This window comes from Mesorhizobium sp. L-8-10 (assembly GCF_016756635.1).
Taxonomy (GTDB): Bacteria; Pseudomonadota; Alphaproteobacteria; order Rhizobiales; family Rhizobiaceae.
This window is the reverse complement of the sequence record NZ_AP023263.1, coordinates 1,189,415-1,208,422: the sequence shown is the minus strand read 5'-3', so window position 1 is coordinate 1,208,422 and position 19,008 is coordinate 1,189,415. Positions and strand designations below refer to the sequence as shown.

19 protein-coding genes are annotated in these 19,008 nt (G+C 65.1%); 15 read left to right on the top strand and 4 right to left on the bottom strand.

The genetic code is table 11. From position 1 onward, the window contains the following. The first annotated feature begins 2 nt into the window (after nt 1-2). From JN280_RS05490 to JN280_RS05475, 4 genes are all read left to right on the top strand, one after another. Entirely contained in the window at nt 3-629 is a 627-nt protein-coding gene (locus tag JN280_RS05490) for a DNA polymerase III subunit epsilon (RefSeq protein ID WP_202310569.1), read from the top strand. Beyond that, the gene (gene pheT / locus JN280_RS05485; protein WP_202310568.1) at nt 629-3,043 is read left to right on the top strand and encodes a phenylalanine--tRNA ligase subunit beta; all 2,415 of its coding nucleotides are present in this window, start codon (nt 629-631) and stop codon (nt 3,041-3,043) included. Before JN280_RS05490 ends, pheT begins: the two co-directional genes overlap by 1 nt. A gap of 116 nt (nt 3,044-3,159) precedes the next feature. Continuing rightward, entirely contained in the window at nt 3,160-3,750 is a 591-nt protein-coding gene (locus JN280_RS05480) for a cytochrome b (protein WP_202310566.1), read from the top strand. Between the two features lie 51 nt (nt 3,751-3,801). Next, nucleotides 3,802-4,383 carry a YceI family protein gene (locus JN280_RS05475; protein ID WP_202310564.1) on the top strand — a complete coding sequence of 194 codons (582 nt, stop codon included), beginning with the start codon at nt 3,802-3,804 and terminating at the stop codon, nt 4,381-4,383. 36 nt (nt 4,384-4,419) lie between these two features. Here the strand turns inward: JN280_RS05475 and minE are convergent, their stop codons facing one another. The 3 genes from minE to minC are packed head-to-tail and all read right to left on the bottom strand — an operon-like array spanning nt 4,420 to nt 6,237. Further along, complete coding sequence (gene minE, locus JN280_RS05470; protein ID WP_202310562.1) at nt 4,420-4,686, bottom strand: cell division topological specificity factor MinE; 267 nt, start codon at nt 4,684-4,686, stop codon at nt 4,420-4,422. Then, nucleotides 4,683-5,498, bottom strand: a complete 816-nt coding sequence (gene minD, locus JN280_RS05465) for a septum site-determining protein MinD (RefSeq protein ID WP_202310560.1) — start codon at nt 5,496-5,498, stop codon at nt 4,683-4,685. The genes minE and minD overlap by 4 nt, the downstream gene beginning before the upstream one ends. A 19-nt stretch (nt 5,499-5,517) precedes the next feature. Then, the gene (minC, locus tag JN280_RS05460; RefSeq protein WP_202310558.1) at nt 5,518-6,237 is read right to left on the bottom strand and encodes a septum site-determining protein MinC; all 720 of its coding nucleotides are present in this window, start codon (nt 6,235-6,237) and stop codon (nt 5,518-5,520) included. Between the two features lie 347 nt (nt 6,238-6,584). On the opposite strand from minC, the gene JN280_RS05455 reads away from it, so the two are divergent. The 4 genes from JN280_RS05455 (at nt 6,585) to JN280_RS05440 (ending at nt 9,885) form a co-directional block, all read left to right on the top strand. Then, nucleotides 6,585-7,571, top strand: coding sequence for a Gfo/Idh/MocA family protein (locus tag JN280_RS05455; RefSeq protein WP_202310556.1), 987 nt, complete (start codon nt 6,585-6,587; stop codon nt 7,569-7,571). 292 nt (nt 7,572-7,863) lie between these two features. Continuing rightward, nucleotides 7,864-8,787: an ABC transporter substrate-binding protein gene (locus tag JN280_RS05450; RefSeq protein WP_202314562.1), complete on the top strand. Its 924-nt coding sequence runs from the start codon at nt 7,864-7,866 to the stop codon at nt 8,785-8,787. A gap of 12 nt (nt 8,788-8,799) precedes the next feature. Beyond that, nucleotides 8,800-9,507, top strand: coding sequence for a L,D-transpeptidase (locus tag JN280_RS05445; protein ID WP_202310554.1), 708 nt, complete (start codon nt 8,800-8,802; stop codon nt 9,505-9,507). A 21-nt stretch (nt 9,508-9,528) separates the two neighbouring features. Then, on the top strand, nt 9,529-9,885 hold the full coding sequence (locus tag JN280_RS05440) for a hypothetical protein (RefSeq protein ID WP_244743012.1): 357 nt from the start codon (nt 9,529-9,531) through the stop codon (nt 9,883-9,885). Nucleotides 9,886-10,132: 247 nt separating this feature from the next. Here the strand turns inward: JN280_RS05440 and JN280_RS05435 are convergent, their stop codons facing one another. Further along, the gene (locus JN280_RS05435; RefSeq protein ID WP_202310552.1) at nt 10,133-11,218 is read right to left on the bottom strand and encodes a zinc metalloprotease HtpX; all 1,086 of its coding nucleotides are present in this window, start codon (nt 11,216-11,218) and stop codon (nt 10,133-10,135) included. 249 nt (nt 11,219-11,467) lie between these two features. On the opposite strand from JN280_RS05435, the gene dnaK reads away from it, so the two are divergent. The 7 genes from dnaK to JN280_RS05400 all read left to right on the top strand — a co-directional run bounded on the left by dnaK (nt 11,468) and on the right by JN280_RS05400 (nt 18,918). Next, nucleotides 11,468-13,384, top strand: coding sequence for a molecular chaperone DnaK (gene dnaK, locus JN280_RS05430; protein ID WP_202310550.1), 1,917 nt, complete (start codon nt 11,468-11,470; stop codon nt 13,382-13,384). 185 nt (nt 13,385-13,569) lie between these two features. After that, nucleotides 13,570-14,703: a molecular chaperone DnaJ gene (gene dnaJ / locus JN280_RS05425; RefSeq protein WP_202310548.1), complete on the top strand. Its 1,134-nt coding sequence runs from the start codon at nt 13,570-13,572 to the stop codon at nt 14,701-14,703. Between the two features lie 99 nt (nt 14,704-14,802). Beyond that, nucleotides 14,803-15,420, top strand: coding sequence for a phospholipid N-methyltransferase PmtA (pmtA, locus tag JN280_RS05420; protein ID WP_202310546.1), 618 nt, complete (start codon nt 14,803-14,805; stop codon nt 15,418-15,420). 147 nt (nt 15,421-15,567) lie between these two features. Beyond that, nucleotides 15,568-16,161 (top strand): NADPH-dependent FMN reductase, encoded by a 594-nt coding sequence (locus JN280_RS05415; RefSeq protein WP_202310543.1) that lies wholly within the window; start codon nt 15,568-15,570, stop codon nt 16,159-16,161. 150 nt (nt 16,162-16,311) lie between these two features. Then, on the top strand, nt 16,312-17,010 hold the full coding sequence (gene pyrF, locus JN280_RS05410; protein ID WP_202310541.1) for an orotidine-5'-phosphate decarboxylase: 699 nt from the start codon (nt 16,312-16,314) through the stop codon (nt 17,008-17,010). Between the two features lie 26 nt (nt 17,011-17,036). Next, nucleotides 17,037-17,330: a DUF1330 domain-containing protein gene (locus JN280_RS05405; RefSeq protein WP_202310538.1), complete on the top strand. Its 294-nt coding sequence runs from the start codon at nt 17,037-17,039 to the stop codon at nt 17,328-17,330. Nucleotides 17,331-17,637: 307 nt separating this feature from the next. Next, nucleotides 17,638-18,918, top strand: coding sequence for a polyhydroxyalkanoate depolymerase (locus JN280_RS05400; protein ID WP_202310536.1), 1,281 nt, complete (start codon nt 17,638-17,640; stop codon nt 18,916-18,918). Nucleotides 18,919-19,008: the final 90 nt, after the last annotated feature.

Here is a 19,008-nt window from a genome sequence, read left to right as displayed (position 1 = left end):
CCATGACCGGAAGCCAGCCGACCTATGTGGTGACCGATATCGAAGCCGATGGCCCGGACCCGCAGTCGAACTCGATGCTGAGCTTCGCCTCCGTCGCGGTGGACGGTTCGGCAGCGATTGTCGGAGAGTTCGAGGCGGTGCTCGCCCCTCGTCCCGATCGCAGTCCCAACCTTGAGACCACGGCATGGTGGGCGGGATATCCGGAGGCGTTCAGGGCGGCGACGACCGACCCCCGTCCGGCCGAAGCCGAGATGCGGCGTTTCGCTGGCTGGGTCGAGGGCCTGCCGGGACCGCGCGTCTTCGTGGCGCGGCCGCTGATCTTCGACGGCGCCTGGATCGACGAGTATCTCAAGACTTTCCTCGGGATCCGCCTGCTCAGCAGCCCCTTCCCCGGGCCCAAGCTGTTCGACGGCCCGGGCATCGACCTTCCGAGCTTCATGGGTGGTCTCTTCGGCTGGCCTTACGGGGACTGGCTGAAGAACGACTTTCCGCCGGACTGGCTCGGTCATGTCGAACACACCCATCGCGCGATCGACGATGCGCGCGGCTATGCCAACATCCTGTCGCGGCTCCTGAGCATCGCCGCAACCCAATCGAGAAAACCGGAAGACTTCCGGAGGATAGCCTGATGAAACTGACCCTCTCCTGGTTGAAGGACCATCTCGAGACCGACGCGTCGCTCGACGAGATCGTCGAGCGCCTGACCGCAATCGGGCTCGAAGTCGAAGCCGTCGACGACAAGTCCGGTCTCAAGCCCTTCGTTATCGCCAAGGTGCTGACGGCGGCGCGTCATCCCGACGCCGACAAGCTTCAGGTGCTCACTGTCGACACCGGCGACGGCAAGCCGATCCAGGTCGTCTGCGGCGCGCCCAATGCACGGGCCGGCCTCGTCGGCGCCTTCGCCGCTCCAGGCACCTATGTCCCGGGGATCGACGTGACGCTTTCGGTCGGCAAGATCCGGGGCGTGGAGAGCCACGGCATGATGTGCTCGGAGCGCGAGCTCGAGCTTTCCGAGGAGCATGACGGCATCATCGACCTTCCGGCCGATGCGCCGGTCGGGCAGCCTTTCGCCGCCTGGGCGAAGCTTGACGATCCTGTCATCGAGATCAATCTCACCCCCAACCGTCCCGATGCGACCGGCGTCCACGGCATCGCCCGCGATCTGGCCGCGAGCGGGCTTGGCCGGCTGAAGACGCCGCCGGTCGAGACTGTGCCGGGCAAGGGCAGGACGCCGGTGGCGGTGACGCTCGATTTCGGGGACACGCCGTCGCTCTGCCATGGCTTCGCGTTGCGGCTGGTGCGCGGCGTGAAGAACGGGCCGTCGCCCAAATGGATGCAGCAGCGCCTGCTCGCCATCGGACTCAGGCCGATCAATGCCCTGGTCGACATCACCAACTACATCACCTTCGACCGCGGCCGTCCGCTTCACGTCTTCGACGCAGCCAAGGTCAAGGGCGATCTCGTCGTGCGCCGCGCGCGTGACGGCGAGAAGGTTCTGGCGCTGGACGGCCGCGAATACGAACTGACGCCGGAAATGTGCGTCATATCGGATCAGGACGGCGTCGAGTCGATCGCCGGCGTCATGGGCGGCGAGCATTCCGGCTGCGACGAGAACACGATCGACGTGCTGATCGAGTCGGCGCTTTGGGAGCCGCTCAACATCGCCCGCACCGGCCGTTCGCTTGGGATCATCACCGATGCGCGCTACCGCTTCGAGCGCGGTGTCGATCCCGAATTCATGGTTCCCGGCCTGGAACTGGCGACCCGCATGGTGCTCGACTTCTGCGGCGGCGAACCCGCCGGGACCGAGGTTGTCGGTTACGCCGGACATCGGCCGAAGATCGTCTCCTTCCCGGTGTCGGAAGTGAAGCGGCTGACCGGTCTCGACGTGCCGAATGCCGAAAGCCTCGATATCCTGTCACGCCTCGGCTTCGTCCCGGATCGCTCGGGCGACGTGGTCGACGTGGCGGTTCCGTCGTGGCGCCCCGATGTCGACGGCAAGGCCGACCTCGTGGAAGAGGTCATGCGCATCCACGGCGTCGACAACATCGCGCCGCAGCCGCTGACCAGCCATGACGTCGTAAACGCGAAGATCCTGACGACGCTGCAGATCCGCACCCGCTCGGCGAAGCGCGCGCTTGCCGTCCGGGGCATGCTGGAAGCGGTCACATGGTCGTTCATCCCGGCGAAGCATGCTGAATGGTTCGGTGGCGGCCAGCCGTCGCTGAAGCTTGCCAATCCGATCGCCGCCGACATGTCCGACATGCGCCCCTCCCTGCTGCCGGGCCTGATTGCGGCCGCGCAGCGCAATGCCGACAAGGGCATCGGCGACGTGGCCCTGTTCGAAGTGTCGGGCACCTATGAAGGCGATGCGCCTCAGGGCCAGCGCCGCGTGGCGGCGGGCGTGCGCCGCGGCACCGCCGGGCTCGAGGGGGCGGGCCGCCACTGGGCCGGCAATGCCGGGACCGTCGGGGTGTTCGACGCCAAGGCCGATGCCTTCGCCGTCCTGGAAGCCTGCGGCGCCCCTGTCGACAAGCTGCAGGTCGAGGCCGGCGGGCCGGCCTGGTATCATCCCGGCCGCTGCGGCACCATCAGGCTCGGTCCCAAGACCGTGCTCGGCACCTTTGGCGAGTTTCATCCCCGCACGCTGCAAGTGCTCGACGTCTCCGGCCCGCTCGCCGGCTTCGAAGTCTATGTCGACGCCGTTCCGGAACCGAAGGCCAAGCCGACGCGCACCAAGCCCAGGCTGGAACTTTCGGCCTTCCAGGCGGTCAAGCGCGATTTCGCCTTTGTCGTCGACAGGACGGTGGAGGCGGGCACGCTGACCCGCGCGGCACTTGCCGCCGACAGGAAACTCATCACGGGCGTGTCCGTCTTCGATGTCTTCGAAGGCTCTGCCCTCGGCCCGGACAGGAAGTCGATCGCCATCGAGGTCTCGATCCAGCCCGTCGACAAGACCCTGACGGACGAGGATTTCGAGGCGCTGGCCGGCCGTATTGTCGAGAATGTGAAGAAACAGACCGGCGGCTTGCTGCGCGCATAGAGCACGTCTCCCGCAGGAGGCAGCGGACGGCTGGGTGCTGTGGTACCGGTCGCGACCCCTTGAAGTCGCGGGAAGATCGGCGTTTCCTCCGGCGTTGATGTCGTCGGAGGCCGACGGTGATCCGCAACGGCAAGGACAGTTACGGCTTGGTGGCGATTGCCCTCCATTGGGCGATCGCCCTGCTCATCATCAGTCAGCTTGTGATGGGAACGGTGATGGTGCGGCTGGCGAACCAGCGTCTCGCCTTCGACCTGATCCAGTGGCACAAATCCTTCGGCCTTTTGACACTGGCGCTGGTGATGATCCGGCTGGGGTGGCGGCTGGCCAATCCGTTGCCTTCCTATCCTGCGACGGTGTCGGACGTGGAGACCCGCCTGGCGCGCGGGATGCACCGGCTGCTTTATGCGCTGATGTTCGTGCTGCCGCTGAGCGGCTGGGCGCTGGTGTCGGTCTCGGTCCTCGCCATACCTACCCTTGCCTTCTACCTCTTCCTCGTGCCCCATCTTCCGCTCGGCGTCTCGGAAGGAGCCGAGCAATTCTGGATCGCTGTGCACCGCCAGCTCGGCTATGTCATGATGGCGGCCGTCGCGATCCATGCGCTTGCGGCGCTGCGCCATCATTTCCTGCTGAAGAACGGCCTGCTGGTGCGCATGCTCCTGCCGTCGCGATTTCGTGAAGGGGGCAGCCGGAATAGTGACGGCGCTTGAGACGTTGGGACTGGTCGCAAGGCGGCTTGGCGCAACTGAACGGAGGACAAGATGTTCGTCCGCGCGATCGGCATGGCCTCGGCACTCTTGCTTTCGGTTGTTCCCATGCCGGCCGGCTCGGCCCCGTCGCTCGCCGATGCCGCCGGCCGCTACCAGGTAAGCACAGCCGGTTCCAGCATCCGCTTCTCCATCGGCAAGACGGGGGGTGGTTCGCTGGCCGGCGCATTCGGACGTTTCAAGGGAAACATCCGCATTGACGGCGGCAACATCGCGGCCTCCCAGGTAAACTTCGTCATCTACCCCGACAGTGTAAGCACGGGCGAGAGCCGCACCGATGCCTTCCTGAAGTCCGATGCCATATTCGATACGGCGCGGGAGCGCGAAATCCGCTTCCGCTCGACTTCGGTCAAGCGCACAGGCGACAGCTCGGCCATCGTGTCGGGCCCGCTGACGGCGCGCGGTCGCACGGGAACAGAGAGCTTCAACGTGGAGCTCAAACGGCTCGGCAAGGGTACGATCAGCTTCCGCGTCACCGGAAAGGTGCTTCGCTCCCGCTATGGCATGGATGCCGGCACGCCGATCTATTCCAACGTGGTCGTCTTCGACATGACGCTGGCCGCCAGGCGCGGGTGATCGCTCCCGATACGGTGTCGGACCGGTAGCGTTCCGTCAGACCGCCGCCGCGATCGCGCCCTTGTTGGGGATATGGATGTCGATCTCCAGCGTCGACATCGTCTTGCCGCGGTCCATCGTCACGCGCACGTCGTCCTGATCGACCTGAACATGCCTGGTGATCACGGCCATGATCTCCTCGCGCAGCACGGCGACGAGATCGGGCTGGTTGCGGTTGTTGCGCTCATAGGCGAGCAGCACCTGCAGGCGCTCGCGCGCCACCGGCGCGCTGCCCCGGCGTTTGAAGAGGTCGAACAAGCTCATGCGGCCCTCCTTCCCAGGAGCCGGTTCAGAAAGCCTCGCTTCTCGACCGGCAGCACAACGGGCAGTTCCTCGCCCTGAAGCCGTTTCGCGGCATCGACATAGGCGCGTGCCGCCGCGTTGTTGGGTTCGTTGAGCGTCACCGGCGAGCCGACATTCGATGCGCGCAGGACGCCCTGATTCTCCGGAATGATGCCGAGGAGCGGCGTCGACAGGATCTCGAGCACGTCGTCGATGCTGAGCATCTCGCCGCGTGAGGCACGCGCCGCGTCGAAACGGGTGACGAGCACGTGCTTGGAGACGCTTTCGCCGCGCTCGGCTTTGAGCGTCCGGGAGTCCAGCAGGCCGATGATGCGATCGGAGTCGCGCACCGAACTGACTTCCGGATTGGTCACCACCACGGCCTCGTCGGCAAAGCGCATGGCGAGCTGCGCGCCGCGCTCGATGCCGGCCGGGCTGTCGCACAGCACATAATCGAATTTCTCGCGCAGTTCCGCGACCACGTCGGCGACACCTTCCTCGGTGAGGGCGTCCTTGTCGCGGGTCTGCGAGGCGGGCAGCAGGAACAGCGTGTCCAGCCGCTTGTCGCGAATCAGGGCCTGCGAGAGCTTGGCGGCGCCTTGCGTCACATTGACAAGGTCGAACACCACGCGCCGCTCGGCGCCCATGACCAGGTCGAGATTGCGCAGGCCGACGTCGAAATCGACGAGCGCGACCTTCTTGCCGGTCTGGGCCAGTGCGGCCCCGAGAGCGGCAGTCGAGGTCGTCTTGCCGACGCCCCCCTTGCCTGAAGTGACGACCACCACCTTGGCCATGCTCTTGTCTCCAATCCTGTCAGTTGAGCGCCGCGACCAGAACTATGCCTTCGTCCAGAAAGGCCTGTATCGCCCTGCCGCGCGAGGAAGGCTCCATGTCCTCCGCGGTGCGATACCAGCCGTCCACCGCCAGAAGCTCGGCTTCGTTGCGGCGGCAGAAGATGCGTGCGTTGCGGTTTCCCGTGGCCCCGGCGAAGGCGCGGCCGCGCAGCGTCCCGTAGACGTGGATCGACCCTCCCGCGATGATCTCCGAACCGGAGCCGGCCGAGCCGAGAACGATCACGTCCCCGTCGGGATGGAAGATCGACTGGCCGGAGCGGACCGGCGCTTCGATGATCAGGGCGCCGGGCGCCGGCGGCCCGGCCGCCTTGTCCGCCTCGACGGGTTTGTCTTCGGGCTCGACCTGGGCCTCCTCGATGATCGTCTGCTTGGCGCCGGCCAGCACCGGCGGCAGGTCGCAGCCCAGATCGTGCACGCCCTTGGCCTCGATCGCATAGGTCCTGATGCCGCGCTCCGCGAGCCGCGTCACCAGCGGCCCGATCTCGCTCGCCTCCGGCTTGAGCACGTTGAGGTCGAGGACGACCGGTCTGCCTGTGAAGAACCCCGGGGAATTCGCGATCCAGCCGTCCAGCCCGTGCAGCCACTCTTCGAGGGGGGCTTCAGGCACCAGCGCGAAGGCGACGAAAGAGCGCGCGCGAAAGCGGATCGACTTCTTCTGGATCGGAGCGACGCTGTTCACGGGAGGCGAATCCTTACTAATTGGTTAACGGTAAGTCGCGATTGGTTAATGAAAGGTTAACCATGATTCGTGTGTCCTTGGCATCCGGCCTCCGGCCCCGCGACGCCCGAGGTGGATTCTCGATGCTGTTCCGCCGTGCTTGTCTTCGCACCGGATTCTTGCCCGAAACCGGTGTATGTGTTTTCGGTCCGGCAGGCGGCCCGTGCGGCGCCCGTGCCGAATCAGCGGCTCGAGCGCGATCTATTCGCGCTGTCGGTGCCCGACGCAAGCCCGCCCTGCAGGCTGTGCCGGCACTTTTCTTCAAGGCCCGGGCCGGATAGTCTCGTCCGATCATCCGAGGAGGAGCCATGTTCCGCTGGGGTATTCTTTCCACCGCCAGGATAGCGCGCGAGCAGCTGATCCCCGCCATCGTCGAGGCCGACAACGGCGTGCTTTCGGCGATCGCCAGCCGCGACGCCGACAAGGCGCGGGCGCTCGCCGACCGTTTCGGCGCGCCGCGGGCCTTCGGCTCCTATGAGGAACTGCTCGCTTCGGATCTGGTCGACGGGGTCTACATCCCCTTGCCGACGTCGCAGCATGTCGAGTGGGCGAAAAAGGCCGCGGAGGCCGGCAAGCACGTTCTGGTCGAGAAGCCGCTGGCGCTCGACGCCGCCGACATCCTGCCGCTCATCGCTCTGCGCGACGATCGGAAAGTGTTGATCAGCGAGGCCTTCATGGTCGTCCACCATCCGCAATGGATCAAGATCCGCGAGCTGGTGGCGTCGGGCGCGATCGGCCGGCTGCGCCATGTGCAGGGCGCGTTCTCCTACTACAATGTCGACCCCGCCAATATGCGCAACCAGCTTTCGCTCGGCGGCGGGGCGCTGCCCGACATTGGCGTCTATCCGACGGTTTCGACCCGCTTCGTCACCGGCAGGGAACCGCTGCGCGTCCAGGCGACGATCGAGCGCGACAAGACCTTCGGCACCGATATCTATTCGAGCGTCAGACAGGATTTCGGCGACTTCGAGCTGAGTTTCTACCTGTCCACCCAGATGGCGGCCCGCCAGCTCATGGTCTTCCACGGCGACAAGGGCTTCATCGAGGTCCATTCGCCCTTCAACGCCGGGCTCTACGACCATCATCGCGTCGAACTGCACAATCGGAACCATACGGAAGCGACGGTGTTCCGTTTCCCGGGCGCGCAGCAATACAGGCTTCAGGTCGAAGCCTTCGCCCGGGCAGCGCTCGGCGGCAAGGACCGCGTGTTCACGCTCGAGGAATCGGTGCTCAACCAGAAGGTCATCGACGCGATCTTCCGCGCCGGCGAACATGAGGGTTGGGAGAAGCTGTGACGACTGATCCCTGACCAGGGAAGAACTCTTTCATCGTCCGCGAATCTCTTCGATGCCGCGGCAGCAATATGCTTTTCCGTTCGTTGGGAAAGTATCGCTTGCAAGTGCACCGGCGACGGTGGCGGCCGCGACAGCAACGGCCGCCTATCCGAAGAATACGAAAAGTTTCTCTGGCGCCCGCGCCGTGCTTGTGGTTTCAATGTGCGCTGACGGGACGGCATAGGTCGCGCAAAGCGACGCTGGAGGAGCGGTTTTGGCCAAATCTTACTGGCTGCGTCAATGCAGTCTTTCGATGGCTTTCCTGGCGGGATTCGGTGGTGCCGGCCAGGCCGCCGATCTGGTGGTGGGAATGCCCAACTGGCCGTCCGGCCAGGCGGCCGCCAACATCATCAAATACGGGATCGAAAAGCAGCTCGGCCTCACGGTCGATGTTCGCGAGATGGGTACCATGACGATCTTCGCCGGGCTCGACACCGGCGAGGTCGACATCCATCCGGAGGTCTGGCAGCCGAATTTCGATTCACTCGTGAAGAAATATGTCGAGGACAAGAAGACGGTCCGTCTCAGTCCCAGGACGGTGGCGGCAACCCAGGGCCTTTGCGCCACCAGGGACACCGCCGAGAAATTCGGCATCAAGGACGTCGCCGACCTGAGCGACGCCAGGAAGAGCGCCGCCCTCGACACAGACGGCGACGGCCAGGGCGAGATCTGGATCGGTGCGGAAACCTGGTCGTCGACGACCATCGAGAAGATCCGTGCCAAAAGCTATGGCTACGCCAAGACGGTCACCTTGCTGGAAGCGCCGGAGGATGTGGCCATGGCCGCGGTCGATGCCGCCGCGGCGACCGGCCAGCCGATCGTGTTCTACTGCTACAGCCCGCACCATGTGTTCAAGCTGCACGATGTCGTCCATCTGAGCGAGCCGGCGCATGACGACGGCAAATGGAATGTCGTGCTGCCGAGCGACGATACCGACTGGCTGTCGAAATCCGAGGCCGCGGTCGCTTGGCCGGCGTCGAAGTTCGAGATCGCCTTCGCCGCGGCCACGGCCGACAGATTACCGAAAGTTGCGTCCTTCCTGTCCAATATCGATTTCACGCCCGACGAGATCGTCCAGATGAGCTACGCCATCGAAGTGGAGCGGCAGGAGCCCGCCGATTTCGCGCGGCAATGGGTCGCCGATCATGCAGAGCGCCTCAGCGCCTGGTCGAAATAGGGGGCGCGCGCCATGATCTTCTCTCCCAGAAATAGGGCCTCGGGTGAACGGACCGCCAAGTCCCGCCGCGGCGGGATCGCGGCCTGCGCCGCCCTCGCCCTGATCGCGGCCGGCGCGACGCTGGCTTATGCGGCACAGACGCAGATATTCGATCCGCAGACCCGCAAATGGGTGGACTACGACCGCACCAAGGCCCGCAAATACTATGCGATGTACAAGCAGGTGCCGGAGGCGTTCCGGCGGCAGGAGGTGCCCTTCCGCACCGCCGAGAAGCCGGGCACGATCATCATCGATGGCAACCAGCATTTCCTCTATCTGGTCCAGCCCGGCCAGAGGGCGATCCGCTACGGCATCGGTGTCGGCCGCGAAGGGTTCGGCTGGGCCGGGATCGTGCGTGTGGGCCGCACAGCGGAATGGCCGACCTGGACGCCGCCGGCCGAGATGGTCGCCCGCGACCCGAACGCCGTGAAGTGGGCCAACGGCATGCCGGGCGGGCCCGACAACCCGTTGGGCGCTCGCGCGCTTTATCTTTATGAAGGCGACCAGGACACGATCTACCGCATCCATGGCACGCCGGAGCCATGGTCGATCGGGCTCAACGTCTCGTCCGGCTGCATTCGCATGAACAATGACGACATCGTAGACCTCCATTCGCGCATTAGTGTCGGCGCGAAAGTGATCGTGCTGATGCAAGGTGCCTCGCTCTACAAGGGAGTTTGACAGGGGATGACGAACAGGGGGATGACGAACAGAAGCGACTGGATATCCGGCGCCGCCGGCCGGGCCGCGACGGCCTGGAGGAAGCGTGGCGCGGGCCCGTCCATCGTGGTCCTGGCCGGCTTGCTCGCCAGCTGCGTGGCGAACCAGCCGACCGCCAACAGCGTGCGCACCGCCGAGCAGACGGCCCCGGCGGACCTGCAACTGGCCTGCGCGGCGGCAGCCGCCACTCCGCTGGGCGTGGAGAGCTCGCGCATCCTGCCTGTAAGCTCGTCGCAGATCGACCCGCAGAGATATCAGGTTCACCTCGACGCGAGCGGACAGAAGGCAACCTGCGTCATCGACACCGCCGGCAACGTCATCTCGGTCCAGAAGGCCTGATCCGACGGTCTGATAGCGCCATCAATGAAATCGACCGCTGGCGCGCGCGGCCGCATGGCCCACGCTTGTTGGCGCGAAAGCCAAGCGGCCCGGAGGGGGCCGCGTCGGCGATCGAGGCCGTGCGGATGCGTCGGGCATCAACCCACCGGATGTGCCCGAATGCAGTGCCGTCAGCATGGTCCGGCCGGGCGTCGATCTCGCAAGAACGCGACAGCCGTCCAGGCATTCGGGCGGGCGGTGGCGTCGCTCACCACCACACGCCGCCGCGCAAGGTCCGTATACGTGGCGGGCCGGCGGGCGGATTGAGCGCATGGCCGCAGGCCGGTGGTGCATCTTCGCCGGCCAGGAACTGAGCGCCGAATGCGTCGTGCGGAGGGTGCCACCGTATCTTCGGAACGGTCGAAGACCGCGCCGGCATCGGGCGTCCCGGGCCTGGATGATCCGGCTCCGGCGTTGCTGGCGGTGGCGTCTTCAGGGCGGCAAGCCGCGCGATACGGTCCTCGGTCGTCGGATGGGTCCTCAGGATCGACGGGTCGGGAATGCGGCCGCCCGGCAGAAGGATGCCTTCCCACACTCTGCCCTGGGCCCGCTCGAGCTTGAGCAGCGCGATCGCCAGGCCGTCGGGATCGCCGGTCAGAATGGCCGCGCCCAGATCGGCATCGAATTCGCGCGTGCGCGACAAGGCCATCTGCAGCAGGCCGCTCGCGGTCGGGGCCGCCAGCAGCACGACGACGCCGGGCCACGGAACCTGTGCTTCGTAGCCGCCGGCAAAGCCGACGACGTTGAGGAACAGCGAGAACAGCCCGATCGCCGACATCAGCGAGGTGAAGCGCGACACCATGTCGGCAAAGGCCATCACCTTCACGTCCTCATGGGCGATGTGGCTCATCTCATGGGCGAGCACGCCGGCCAGTTCTCGCGTGGTCAGCGAACGGGCCAGCGCGTCGGTGATGGCGATCGCCGAGTCGTCACGCTGTCCCACGGCGAAGGCATTCATCATCCTGGAGGGAATGACGTAGAGCTTCGGCGCCGCCGGCAGGCCGGCGCGGCGCGCCAACTCCTCCACGATCCGGTATCCGGCGGGAAATTGCGCGGGCGAAACCTGCACGGCCTTATACATGGACAGCACCAGCCGCGGGCTCACCCGGCGCATCACGACGAGCGGCACGATACCGAACAGTGCGGCATAGACGACGCCGGCCGCGCCGCCGAAGGCCCAGGCGGTGGCCGCCAGCAGCAACAGGCATGCGACGCCGAGCAGCCAGGTGTGGAGCACGTTGCGCATCCGGTTGCGGCGCTGGACGAGGAGATCGATCGTGTTCAACGTGGACATGCAGCTGATATGGTGTGGCGCGAGGCTTTTTCCGAGTGCGGAAGCTTGACGCAAGAGTTCGCGTCCGTTGCAAAAATGGCTGCGCGGCCGCATGCGCCAAGCGCTTGCGCGTCGAAGAGCGTCTTCTTATATACGCCGCAATGTCGTCCGGGGCGGGAGCCTACCGGTCCGGACGAAAATCTTGTGAACAGGGGCTGACGTCGGAACGCCTCAGGGGTCCTGTCGGCCTGCTTAGCGGAGAGAAACGAAATGGCAAAAGTTATCGGTATCGACTTGGGAACGACGAATTCCTGTGTCGCCGTCATGGACGGCAAGGACGCCAAGGTCATTGAGAATGCGGAGGGCGCGCGCACCACGCCGTCGATCGTCGCCTTCACGGACGGCGACGAGCGCCTCGTCGGCCAGCCGGCCAAGCGCCAGGCGGTCACCAATCCGGAGAATACGATTTTCGCGGTCAAGCGCCTCATCGGCCGCCGCTATGACGATCCGGTGACGGAGAAGGACAAGAAGCTCGTCCCCTACAAGATCGTGAACGGCGACAATGGCGACGCCTGGGTCGAGGCCGGCAGCAAGAAGCAGTCGCCTTCCCAGATCTCGGCCATGATCCTGCAGAAGATGAAGGAGACGGCGGAAGCCTATCTCGGCGAGAAGGTCGAGAAGGCGGTCATCACCGTTCCGGCCTATTTCAACGACGCCCAGCGCCAGGCGACGAAGGATGCCGGCCGCATCGCCGGCCTCGAGGTGCTGCGCATCATCAACGAGCCGACCGCGGCCGCGCTCGCCTACGGCCTCGACAAGAGGGACGGCAAGACGATCGCCGTCTATGACCTCGGCGGCGGCACCTTCGACATCTCCGTGCTGGAGATCGGCGATGGCGTGTTCGAGGTGAAGTCGACCAATGGCGATACCTTCCTCGGCGGCGAGGATTTCGACATGCGCCTGGTCGAGTATCTGGCCGGCGAGTTCAAGAAGGAACAGGGCATCGACCTGAAGAACGACAAGCTCGCGCTTCAGCGCCTCAAGGAGGCCGCCGAGAAGGCCAAGATCGAGTTGTCTTCCGCCTCCCAGACCGAGATCAACCTGCCCTTCATCACCGCCGACGCCAGCGGTCCGAAGCACCTGACGATGAAGCTCACCCGGGCGAAGTTCGAGAACCTCGTCGAGGATCTGGTTCAGCGCACGATCGAACCCTGCAAGGCGGCGCTGAAGGATGCCGGCCTGAAGGCGGGCGAGATCGACGAGGTGGTGCTCGTCGGCGGCATGACCCGCATGCCGAAGGTCCAGGAAGTGGTGAAGCAGTTCTTCGGCAAGGAGCCCCACAAGGGCGTCAACCCGGATGAGGTGGTCGCCATCGGCGCCGCGATCCAGGCCGGCGTGCTGCAGGGCGACGTCAAGGATGTGCTGCTGCTCGACGTGACCCCGCTGTCGCTCGGCATCGAGACCCTGGGCGGCGTCTTCACGCGCCTGATCGACCGCAACACGACGATCCCGACCAAGAAGAGCCAGGTTTTCTCGACCGCCGAGGATTCGCAGTCGGCCGTCACGATCCGCGTCTTCCAGGGCGAGCGCGAGATGGCCGCCGACAACAAGCTGCTCGGCCAGTTCGATCTGGTCGGCATCCCTCCGGCGCCGCGCGGCGTCCCGCAGATCGAGGTCACCTTCGACATCGACGCCAACGGCATCGTCAACGTCTCGGCCAAGGACAAGGGCACCGGCAAGGAGCACCAGATCCGCATCCAGGCTTCGGGCGGCTTGTCCGATGCCGATATCGAGAAGATGGTGAAGGAGGCGGAAGCCAACGCCGAGAGCGACAAGAAGCGTCGTGAGCTGGTCGAGGCCCGCAATCAGGCCGAGTCGCTGGTCCATTCCTCGGAGAAGTCGCTCAAGGATTATGGCGACAAGGTCTCCGAGGCCGACCGCTCGGCCATTGCCGACGCGATCGCCGCGCTCAAGGCCGCGACCGAGGGCGACGACGTCGAGGCCATCAACGCCAAGAGCCAGGCGCTGGCGGAGGTGTCGATGAAGCTCGGCCAGGCCATGTATGAAGCCTCCCAGAAGGAGGCCGCGGAGGCCGACGCCAAGGCCGATGCCGCCAAGGACAGCGATGTGGTCGACGCTGATTTCGAGGAAATCGATGAGAACGACGACAAGAAGAAGTCCGCCTGAGGCTCTTCGGGTGGTCTGAACCACGGGCCCGGCTCCCAAGCCGGGCCTTTTTCACAGCCGGCAATGAAAAATGAGGCCGGAATGCGCCCTCGACTATGGCATCGAAGGCTTTCGTTTACTAAATCGGAAGCCAGCCGGAAAAAAATGACGGTCGACAATGCGCGAAGACCGGACGACGGGACAAGATGAAAGCTGATTTCTACGAAACGCTCGGCGTCCAGAAGGGCGCGGACGAGAAGGAGCTCAAGGCGGCGTTCCGGAAGCTGGCCATGCAGTTCCATCCGGATCGCAATCCCGGCGACACCGCCTGCGAGCACCGTTTCAAGGAAATCAACGAAGCCTACGAGACGCTGAAGGACCCCAACAAGCGCGCCGCCTATGACAGGTTTGGCCACGCCGCCTTCGAGAATGGCGGTGGCGGCGGCTTCGGCGCCAACGGTTTTGCGGCCGGCGGCTTCGCCGACATCTTCGAGGACATCTTCGGCGACATGATGGGCGGCCGCCAGCGCCGCTCCTCCAACGGCCGCGAGCGCGGCGCCGACCTGCGCTACAATATGGAGATCTCGCTCGAGGAGGCCTTCGGAGGCAAGACCGCGCAGATCCACGTGCCGGCTTCCATCTCCTGCACCGACTGTTCGGGCACAGGCGCCAGGCCCGGCACGCAGCCGGTCACCTGCACCATGTGCTCCGGCGCCGGCCGGGTGCGCGCCAGCCAGGGCTTCTTCTCGGTCGAGCGTACCTGTCCGCAGTGCCATGGCCGCGGCCAGATGATCAAGGATCCCTGCCCGAAATGCTCCGGCCAGGGCCGGGTCACGGAAGAGCGCTCGCTTTCCGTCAATATCCCGGCCGGCATCGAGGACGGCACGCGCATCCGTCTCGCCGGCGAAGGCGAAGCGGGCCTGCGCGGCGGGCCATCCGGCGATCTCTACATCTTCCTGTCGGTGAAGCCGCATGAGCTTTTCCAGCGCGACGGCGCCGACCTCTATTGCAAGGTGCCGATCTCGATGACATCAGCCGCTCTCGGCGGCTCCTTCGAGGTCACGACGCTGGACGGAACCCAGACGCGCGTGAAGGTGCCCGAAGGCTCGCAGAACGGCCGCCAGTTCCGGCTCAAGGGCAAGGGCATGCCGGTGCTGCGTCAGCCGGCGGTCGGCGATCTCTATATCCAGGTGTCGGTCGAGACCCCGCAGAACCTGACCCGGCGCCAGCGCGAGCTGCTCGAGGAGTTCGAGAAACTGTCCTCGAACGACAATTCCCCGCAGTCGAGCGGCTTCTTCTCGCGCATGAAGGACTTTTTCGAATCCTTCGGCGAACGGTGACCGAACGCGCGGCTTTCCACAGCGGGGGCAAGACCGTATCTTGCCCCCAGTGGCATTGCCGCTAATGATCCGCTCACGGCGGGGTTGAGGAGAACGTTCATGGCACGCGGTAACGGACTTCGCAAAGCCTTCGCCGAGAAGTTCGACGACGAGCTTCGCTTCTTCAAGGGCTGGATAGACAAGCCGAAGGCCGTTGGGTCGATCATCCCCACCAGCTCGATCACCGCGCGCCGCATGGCCTCGGTCATCGATCCCGGCTCCGGCTTGCCGGTGCTCGAGCTCGGGCCCGGCACGGGCGTCATTACCAAGGCGATCCTGGCGCGGGGCGTCAAGCCGCAGGATCTCTACACGGTGGAATATTCCGAGGACTTCGTCCGGCATCTCAGGAGGCAGTTTGACGGCATCAACGTCATTCACGGCGACGCGTTCAACCTCGACGCCACGCTGGGCGACAAGCGCGGCATGATCTTCGATTCCGTCATCTCGGGCGTGCCCCTGCTCAACTTCCCGGTCGCCCAGCGCATCCGCTACATCGAGGACCTTCTCGGCCGCATCCCGGCCGGACGCCCGGTCGTGCAGCTCACCTACGGCCCGCTCTCGCCCGTCCCCGCCGGCAAGGGCGACTACACGGTCGAGCATTTCGACTTCGTGCTGCGAAACATTCCGCCCACCCAGCTGTGGATCTATCGCCGCGCCGTTTCCGGCCGCAGGCACTAGCGTCCATTCGTATGCGCAATGGATGCCCGGATACTTCGTATCTGCGCATCGCGAGCTCCGAAGATCGAAAGCCAATCGGGCCGGCACGGTGGTTGACTTCGCGCGCTCGTCCTGTACCGGTCTCGTTGGATATGCGGGAGATAAGCCTTGCCGGTGCCGAAAATACTGGTCTTCGCCGGATCGATCCGATCCGGGGCCTTCAGCATCCGCACGGCCGACGCGGCCGTCGGGGAGCTCGCGAGGCAGGGAGCCGACGTCACCCGCGTCTCGCTCGTTGACTATCCCCTGCCGATCATGGACGAGGACCTGGAGCGCGAGAAGGGCATCCCGGAGAACGCCTTGCGGCTCGGCCGGCTGATCGCTGCCAGTGACGGCTTGCTGATCGCGAGCCCCGAATACAATTCCTCGATCCCGCCCCTGCTGAAGAACACGGTCGACTGGGTGAGTCGCATCCGCAGGGATAACGGACGTGCTTTCAGGCCCTTCGCGGGCAAGGTGGCCGCGCTCTGCTCGTCGTCCGACGGAGCCTTTGCCGGCGTGCGCGGTCTCTACCACCTCCGCTCCGTGCTGATGGCCTGCGGGGTCGAGGTGGTGACACCGCAATGTTCGGTCGGCCGCGCAAGCGAGGCCTTCGACGAAGACGGCGGTTTCCGGGAAGAGCGGCTGCGCCAGGCCATGGAGAATGTCGTGCGCGCGCTGGTCGAGCGAGCCCACATGTTTTCCACGGCGGTGGAGCGGTGATCGCCGGCTGCTGCACGCAGCCCGCAGGCTGAGCCCGGTGGGGGTAGCCGGCCTCGAAGCGAGGAGCTTGAATATCTCCATGTTCAGGCTTTCCGATTGCGCCGCGATCTGCGATTGGACGCTCGTGGAAATTCATCGAAGGAGTGGACGATGCAGCCAGACACCATGCGTGACCGTCTGATCGTGGGGCTCGACCTGCCGACCGTCGCCGAGGCGGAGAAGGTGGTGCGCGAGCTCGAGGGTGTCGTTTCCTTCTACAAGATCGGCTACCAGCTCGCTTTCGCCGGCGGGCTCGACTTCGCCCGCGAACTGGCGAGCGGCGGCACCAGGGTCTTTCTCGACATGAAACTGCTCGACATCGACAACACGGTGGCCAAGGGCGTGGAGAACATCGTGCGCATGGGCGTGTCGATGCTGACCCTGCATGCCTATCCCAAGGCGATGCGGGCCTCGGCCGAAGCGGCGAAGGGAAGCGGCCTCTGCCTGCTCGCCGTGACCGTGCTCACCTCGATGGACGAGCAGGACCTGAACGATGCCGGTTACGAATATGATCCGCACACGCTCGTGCTGAGAAGGTCCGAGCAGGCCGTCCTGGCCGGCATGGGCGGCGTCGTCTGTTCGGCCGGGGAGGCATCCGCTGTGCGTCGTATCGTCGGGCCCGACATGGCCGTCGTCACCCCCGGCATCCGTCCGGCCGGCAGCGCGGCCGGCGACCAGAAGCGGGTAATGACGCCGGCCGACGCGATCCGCGCCGGCGCCAGCCATCTGGTCGTCGCGCGGCCGATCATCGGCGCGGTTGACAGGAAGCAGGCGGCGCAGGCTATCCTCGCCGAAATGGCCGCTGCCTGAGCGCGGCCGACACAAGGGAGAAAGAGATGGCCAAGGCTTATTGGATCGCCCATGTCGATGTCCGCGATCCGGAGGGCTACAAAGACTATGTCGCAACCGCGAAACCTGCCTTCGAGAAATATGGGGCGAGGTTCCTGGCGCGCGGCGGTGCCTATGAGGCGATGGAAGGCCGCGGCCGGGGCCGCAACGTCGTGATCGAGTTTCCATCCTTCGAGGCGGCGAAGGAGTGTTACAACTCGCCCGAATACCAGGCCGCCAAGGCGATCCGCCAGCGGCATGCCGAAGCCGAGATGATCATCGTGGACGGCTACGAGAGCTAGGCCGGAGCAGGTCTCCCGAAAGCGCGAGCCGGTTTCGGGACAAATCCGATGTTCAAACTATGAGGCCGAGCGGCGGCACCGATGGCATCGGTGCAGCCGCCGCTCCAAAGGCCCTGCCGTTTCCAGGGCACCCGATTCTGCCGCCATTCAAGAATGCATTCAGGTCCAAGGGTGGTACGGCCTTGGACCAAAGCATGACGTGACATTTCTGTGACTGTGTATTGCGTCGCAGCAATTCGGTGATAATTTTGTTGCATAACAATATGGATCGTGGACGCGATGTGTCGCGCACGGCTACGGAAACGGAATGTTCTATCAGCTCTACGAACTGAACCATGCGGCGATCCAGCCCTTCCGGGCCTATGCGGACGCCGTCAAGCTGTTCTACTCCAACCCGCTCAACCCGTTCTCGCACACGCCCTGGGGGCGTTCCGTCGCGGCCATGGCGGAACTTTTCGAGCGGACGACGCGCCGCTACGGCAAGCCGAGCTTCGATCTTCCGACGACGGTCGTTGACTGGAAGACCGTGCCCGTCTCCGAACGCATCGTCTGGTCGCGGCCTTTCTGCAACCTCATCCATTTCGAGCGCGCCTTGCCGGCCCGCCGCGAGAAGAAGGATCCCAAGCTGCTGATCGTCGCGCCGATGTCCGGCCACTATGCGACGCTGCTGCGCGGCACGGTCGAGGCCATGATGCCTCATGCCGAGGTCTACATCACCGACTGGGTCGATGCCCGCATGGTGCCTGTCTCCGAGGGGCGTTTCGACCTCGACGACTATATCGACTACGTCATCGACATGCTGCACGCGCTGGGCACCGACACCCATGTGATGGCCGTCTGCCAGCCTTCCGTGCCCGTGCTCGCGGCAGTGTCGGTCATGGAAGCGCGCGGCGACCGCTACGCGCCGTCGAGCATGACGCTGATGGGCGGCCCGATCGACACGCGCCGGAACCCGACCGCCGTCAATCTGCTGGCCGAGGAGAAGGGCATCGACTGGTTCCGCGACAATGTGATCATGCAGGCGCCCTGGCCCGATCCGGGCTTCGGCCGCTCCGTCTATCCGGGCTTCCTGCAGCTTTCGGGCTTCATGAGCATGAATCTCGATCGCCACATCATCGCTCACAAGGAATTCTTCCTGCACCTGGTCAAGAACGACGGGGACAGCGCGGAGAAGCACCGCGATTTCTATGACGAATATCTGGCGGTCATGGATCTGACGGCCGAATTTTATCTCCAGACCGTGGAGACGGTCTTCGTTCGCCACGATCTGCCGAAAGGCCGCATGCGCCATCGCGGCGAGCTGGTCGATCCCGGCGCGATCCGCAACGTCGCGCTGTTCACGGTCGAAGGCGAGAACGACGATATTTCGGGCGTCGGCCAGACGCAGGCTTCGCATGACCTCTGCGTCAACATTCCGGCCGACATGCGGGCGCACTATCTGCAGCCTGCCGTCGGCCACTATGGCGTGTTCAACGGTTCGCGCTTCCGCTCCGAGATCGTGCCGCGCATCGTCGACTTCATCACCAGCCACGGCCGGGAAAACCGCCCCGCGGTCAAGCCGCGCATCGTGCGCGTGGCGAAAGGCTGACAGCCTTTCGGCCGGTGCATCCTCACAGAGGATGCGCCGGCCTTCAACCTAACGATGCTTTTGGCCCGGCTGTCCATGCCGCGTGGAAGC

Excerpts from the sequence above, each read along its gene's own strand:
- JN280_RS05490 (WP_202310569.1), top strand. The coding sequence starts at position 3 with ATGACCGGAAGCCAGCCGACCTATGTGGTGACCGATATCGAAGCCGAT.
- minE (WP_202310562.1), bottom strand. The coding sequence starts at position 4,686 with ATGAGCTTGTTCGACCTCTTCAAACGCCGGGGCAGCGCGCCGGTGGCG.
- pheT (WP_202310568.1), top strand. The coding sequence starts at position 629 with ATGAAACTGACCCTCTCCTGGTTGAAGGACCATCTCGAGACCGACGCG.
- JN280_RS05445 (WP_202310554.1), top strand. The coding sequence starts at position 8,800 with ATGATCTTCTCTCCCAGAAATAGGGCCTCGGGTGAACGGACCGCCAAG.
- JN280_RS05455 (WP_202310556.1), top strand. The coding sequence starts at position 6,585 with ATGTTCCGCTGGGGTATTCTTTCCACCGCCAGGATAGCGCGCGAGCAG.
- JN280_RS05435 (WP_202310552.1), bottom strand. The coding sequence starts at position 11,218 with ATGTCCACGTTGAACACGATCGATCTCCTCGTCCAGCGCCGCAACCGG.
- JN280_RS05475 (WP_202310564.1), top strand. The coding sequence starts at position 3,802 with ATGTTCGTCCGCGCGATCGGCATGGCCTCGGCACTCTTGCTTTCGGTT.
- JN280_RS05405 (WP_202310538.1), top strand. The coding sequence starts at position 17,037 with ATGGCCAAGGCTTATTGGATCGCCCATGTCGATGTCCGCGATCCGGAG.
- pyrF (WP_202310541.1), top strand. The coding sequence starts at position 16,312 with ATGCAGCCAGACACCATGCGTGACCGTCTGATCGTGGGGCTCGACCTG.
- pmtA (WP_202310546.1), top strand. The coding sequence starts at position 14,803 with ATGGCACGCGGTAACGGACTTCGCAAAGCCTTCGCCGAGAAGTTCGAC.
- JN280_RS05440 (WP_244743012.1), top strand. The coding sequence starts at position 9,529 with ATGACGAACAGAAGCGACTGGATATCCGGCGCCGCCGGCCGGGCCGCG.
- dnaK (WP_202310550.1), top strand. The coding sequence starts at position 11,468 with ATGGCAAAAGTTATCGGTATCGACTTGGGAACGACGAATTCCTGTGTC.
- JN280_RS05450 (WP_202314562.1), top strand. The coding sequence starts at position 7,864 with ATGGCTTTCCTGGCGGGATTCGGTGGTGCCGGCCAGGCCGCCGATCTG.
- dnaJ (WP_202310548.1), top strand. The coding sequence starts at position 13,570 with ATGAAAGCTGATTTCTACGAAACGCTCGGCGTCCAGAAGGGCGCGGAC.
- minD (WP_202310560.1), bottom strand. The coding sequence starts at position 5,498 with ATGGCCAAGGTGGTGGTCGTCACTTCAGGCAAGGGGGGCGTCGGCAAG.
- JN280_RS05400 (WP_202310536.1), top strand. The coding sequence starts at position 17,638 with ATGTTCTATCAGCTCTACGAACTGAACCATGCGGCGATCCAGCCCTTC.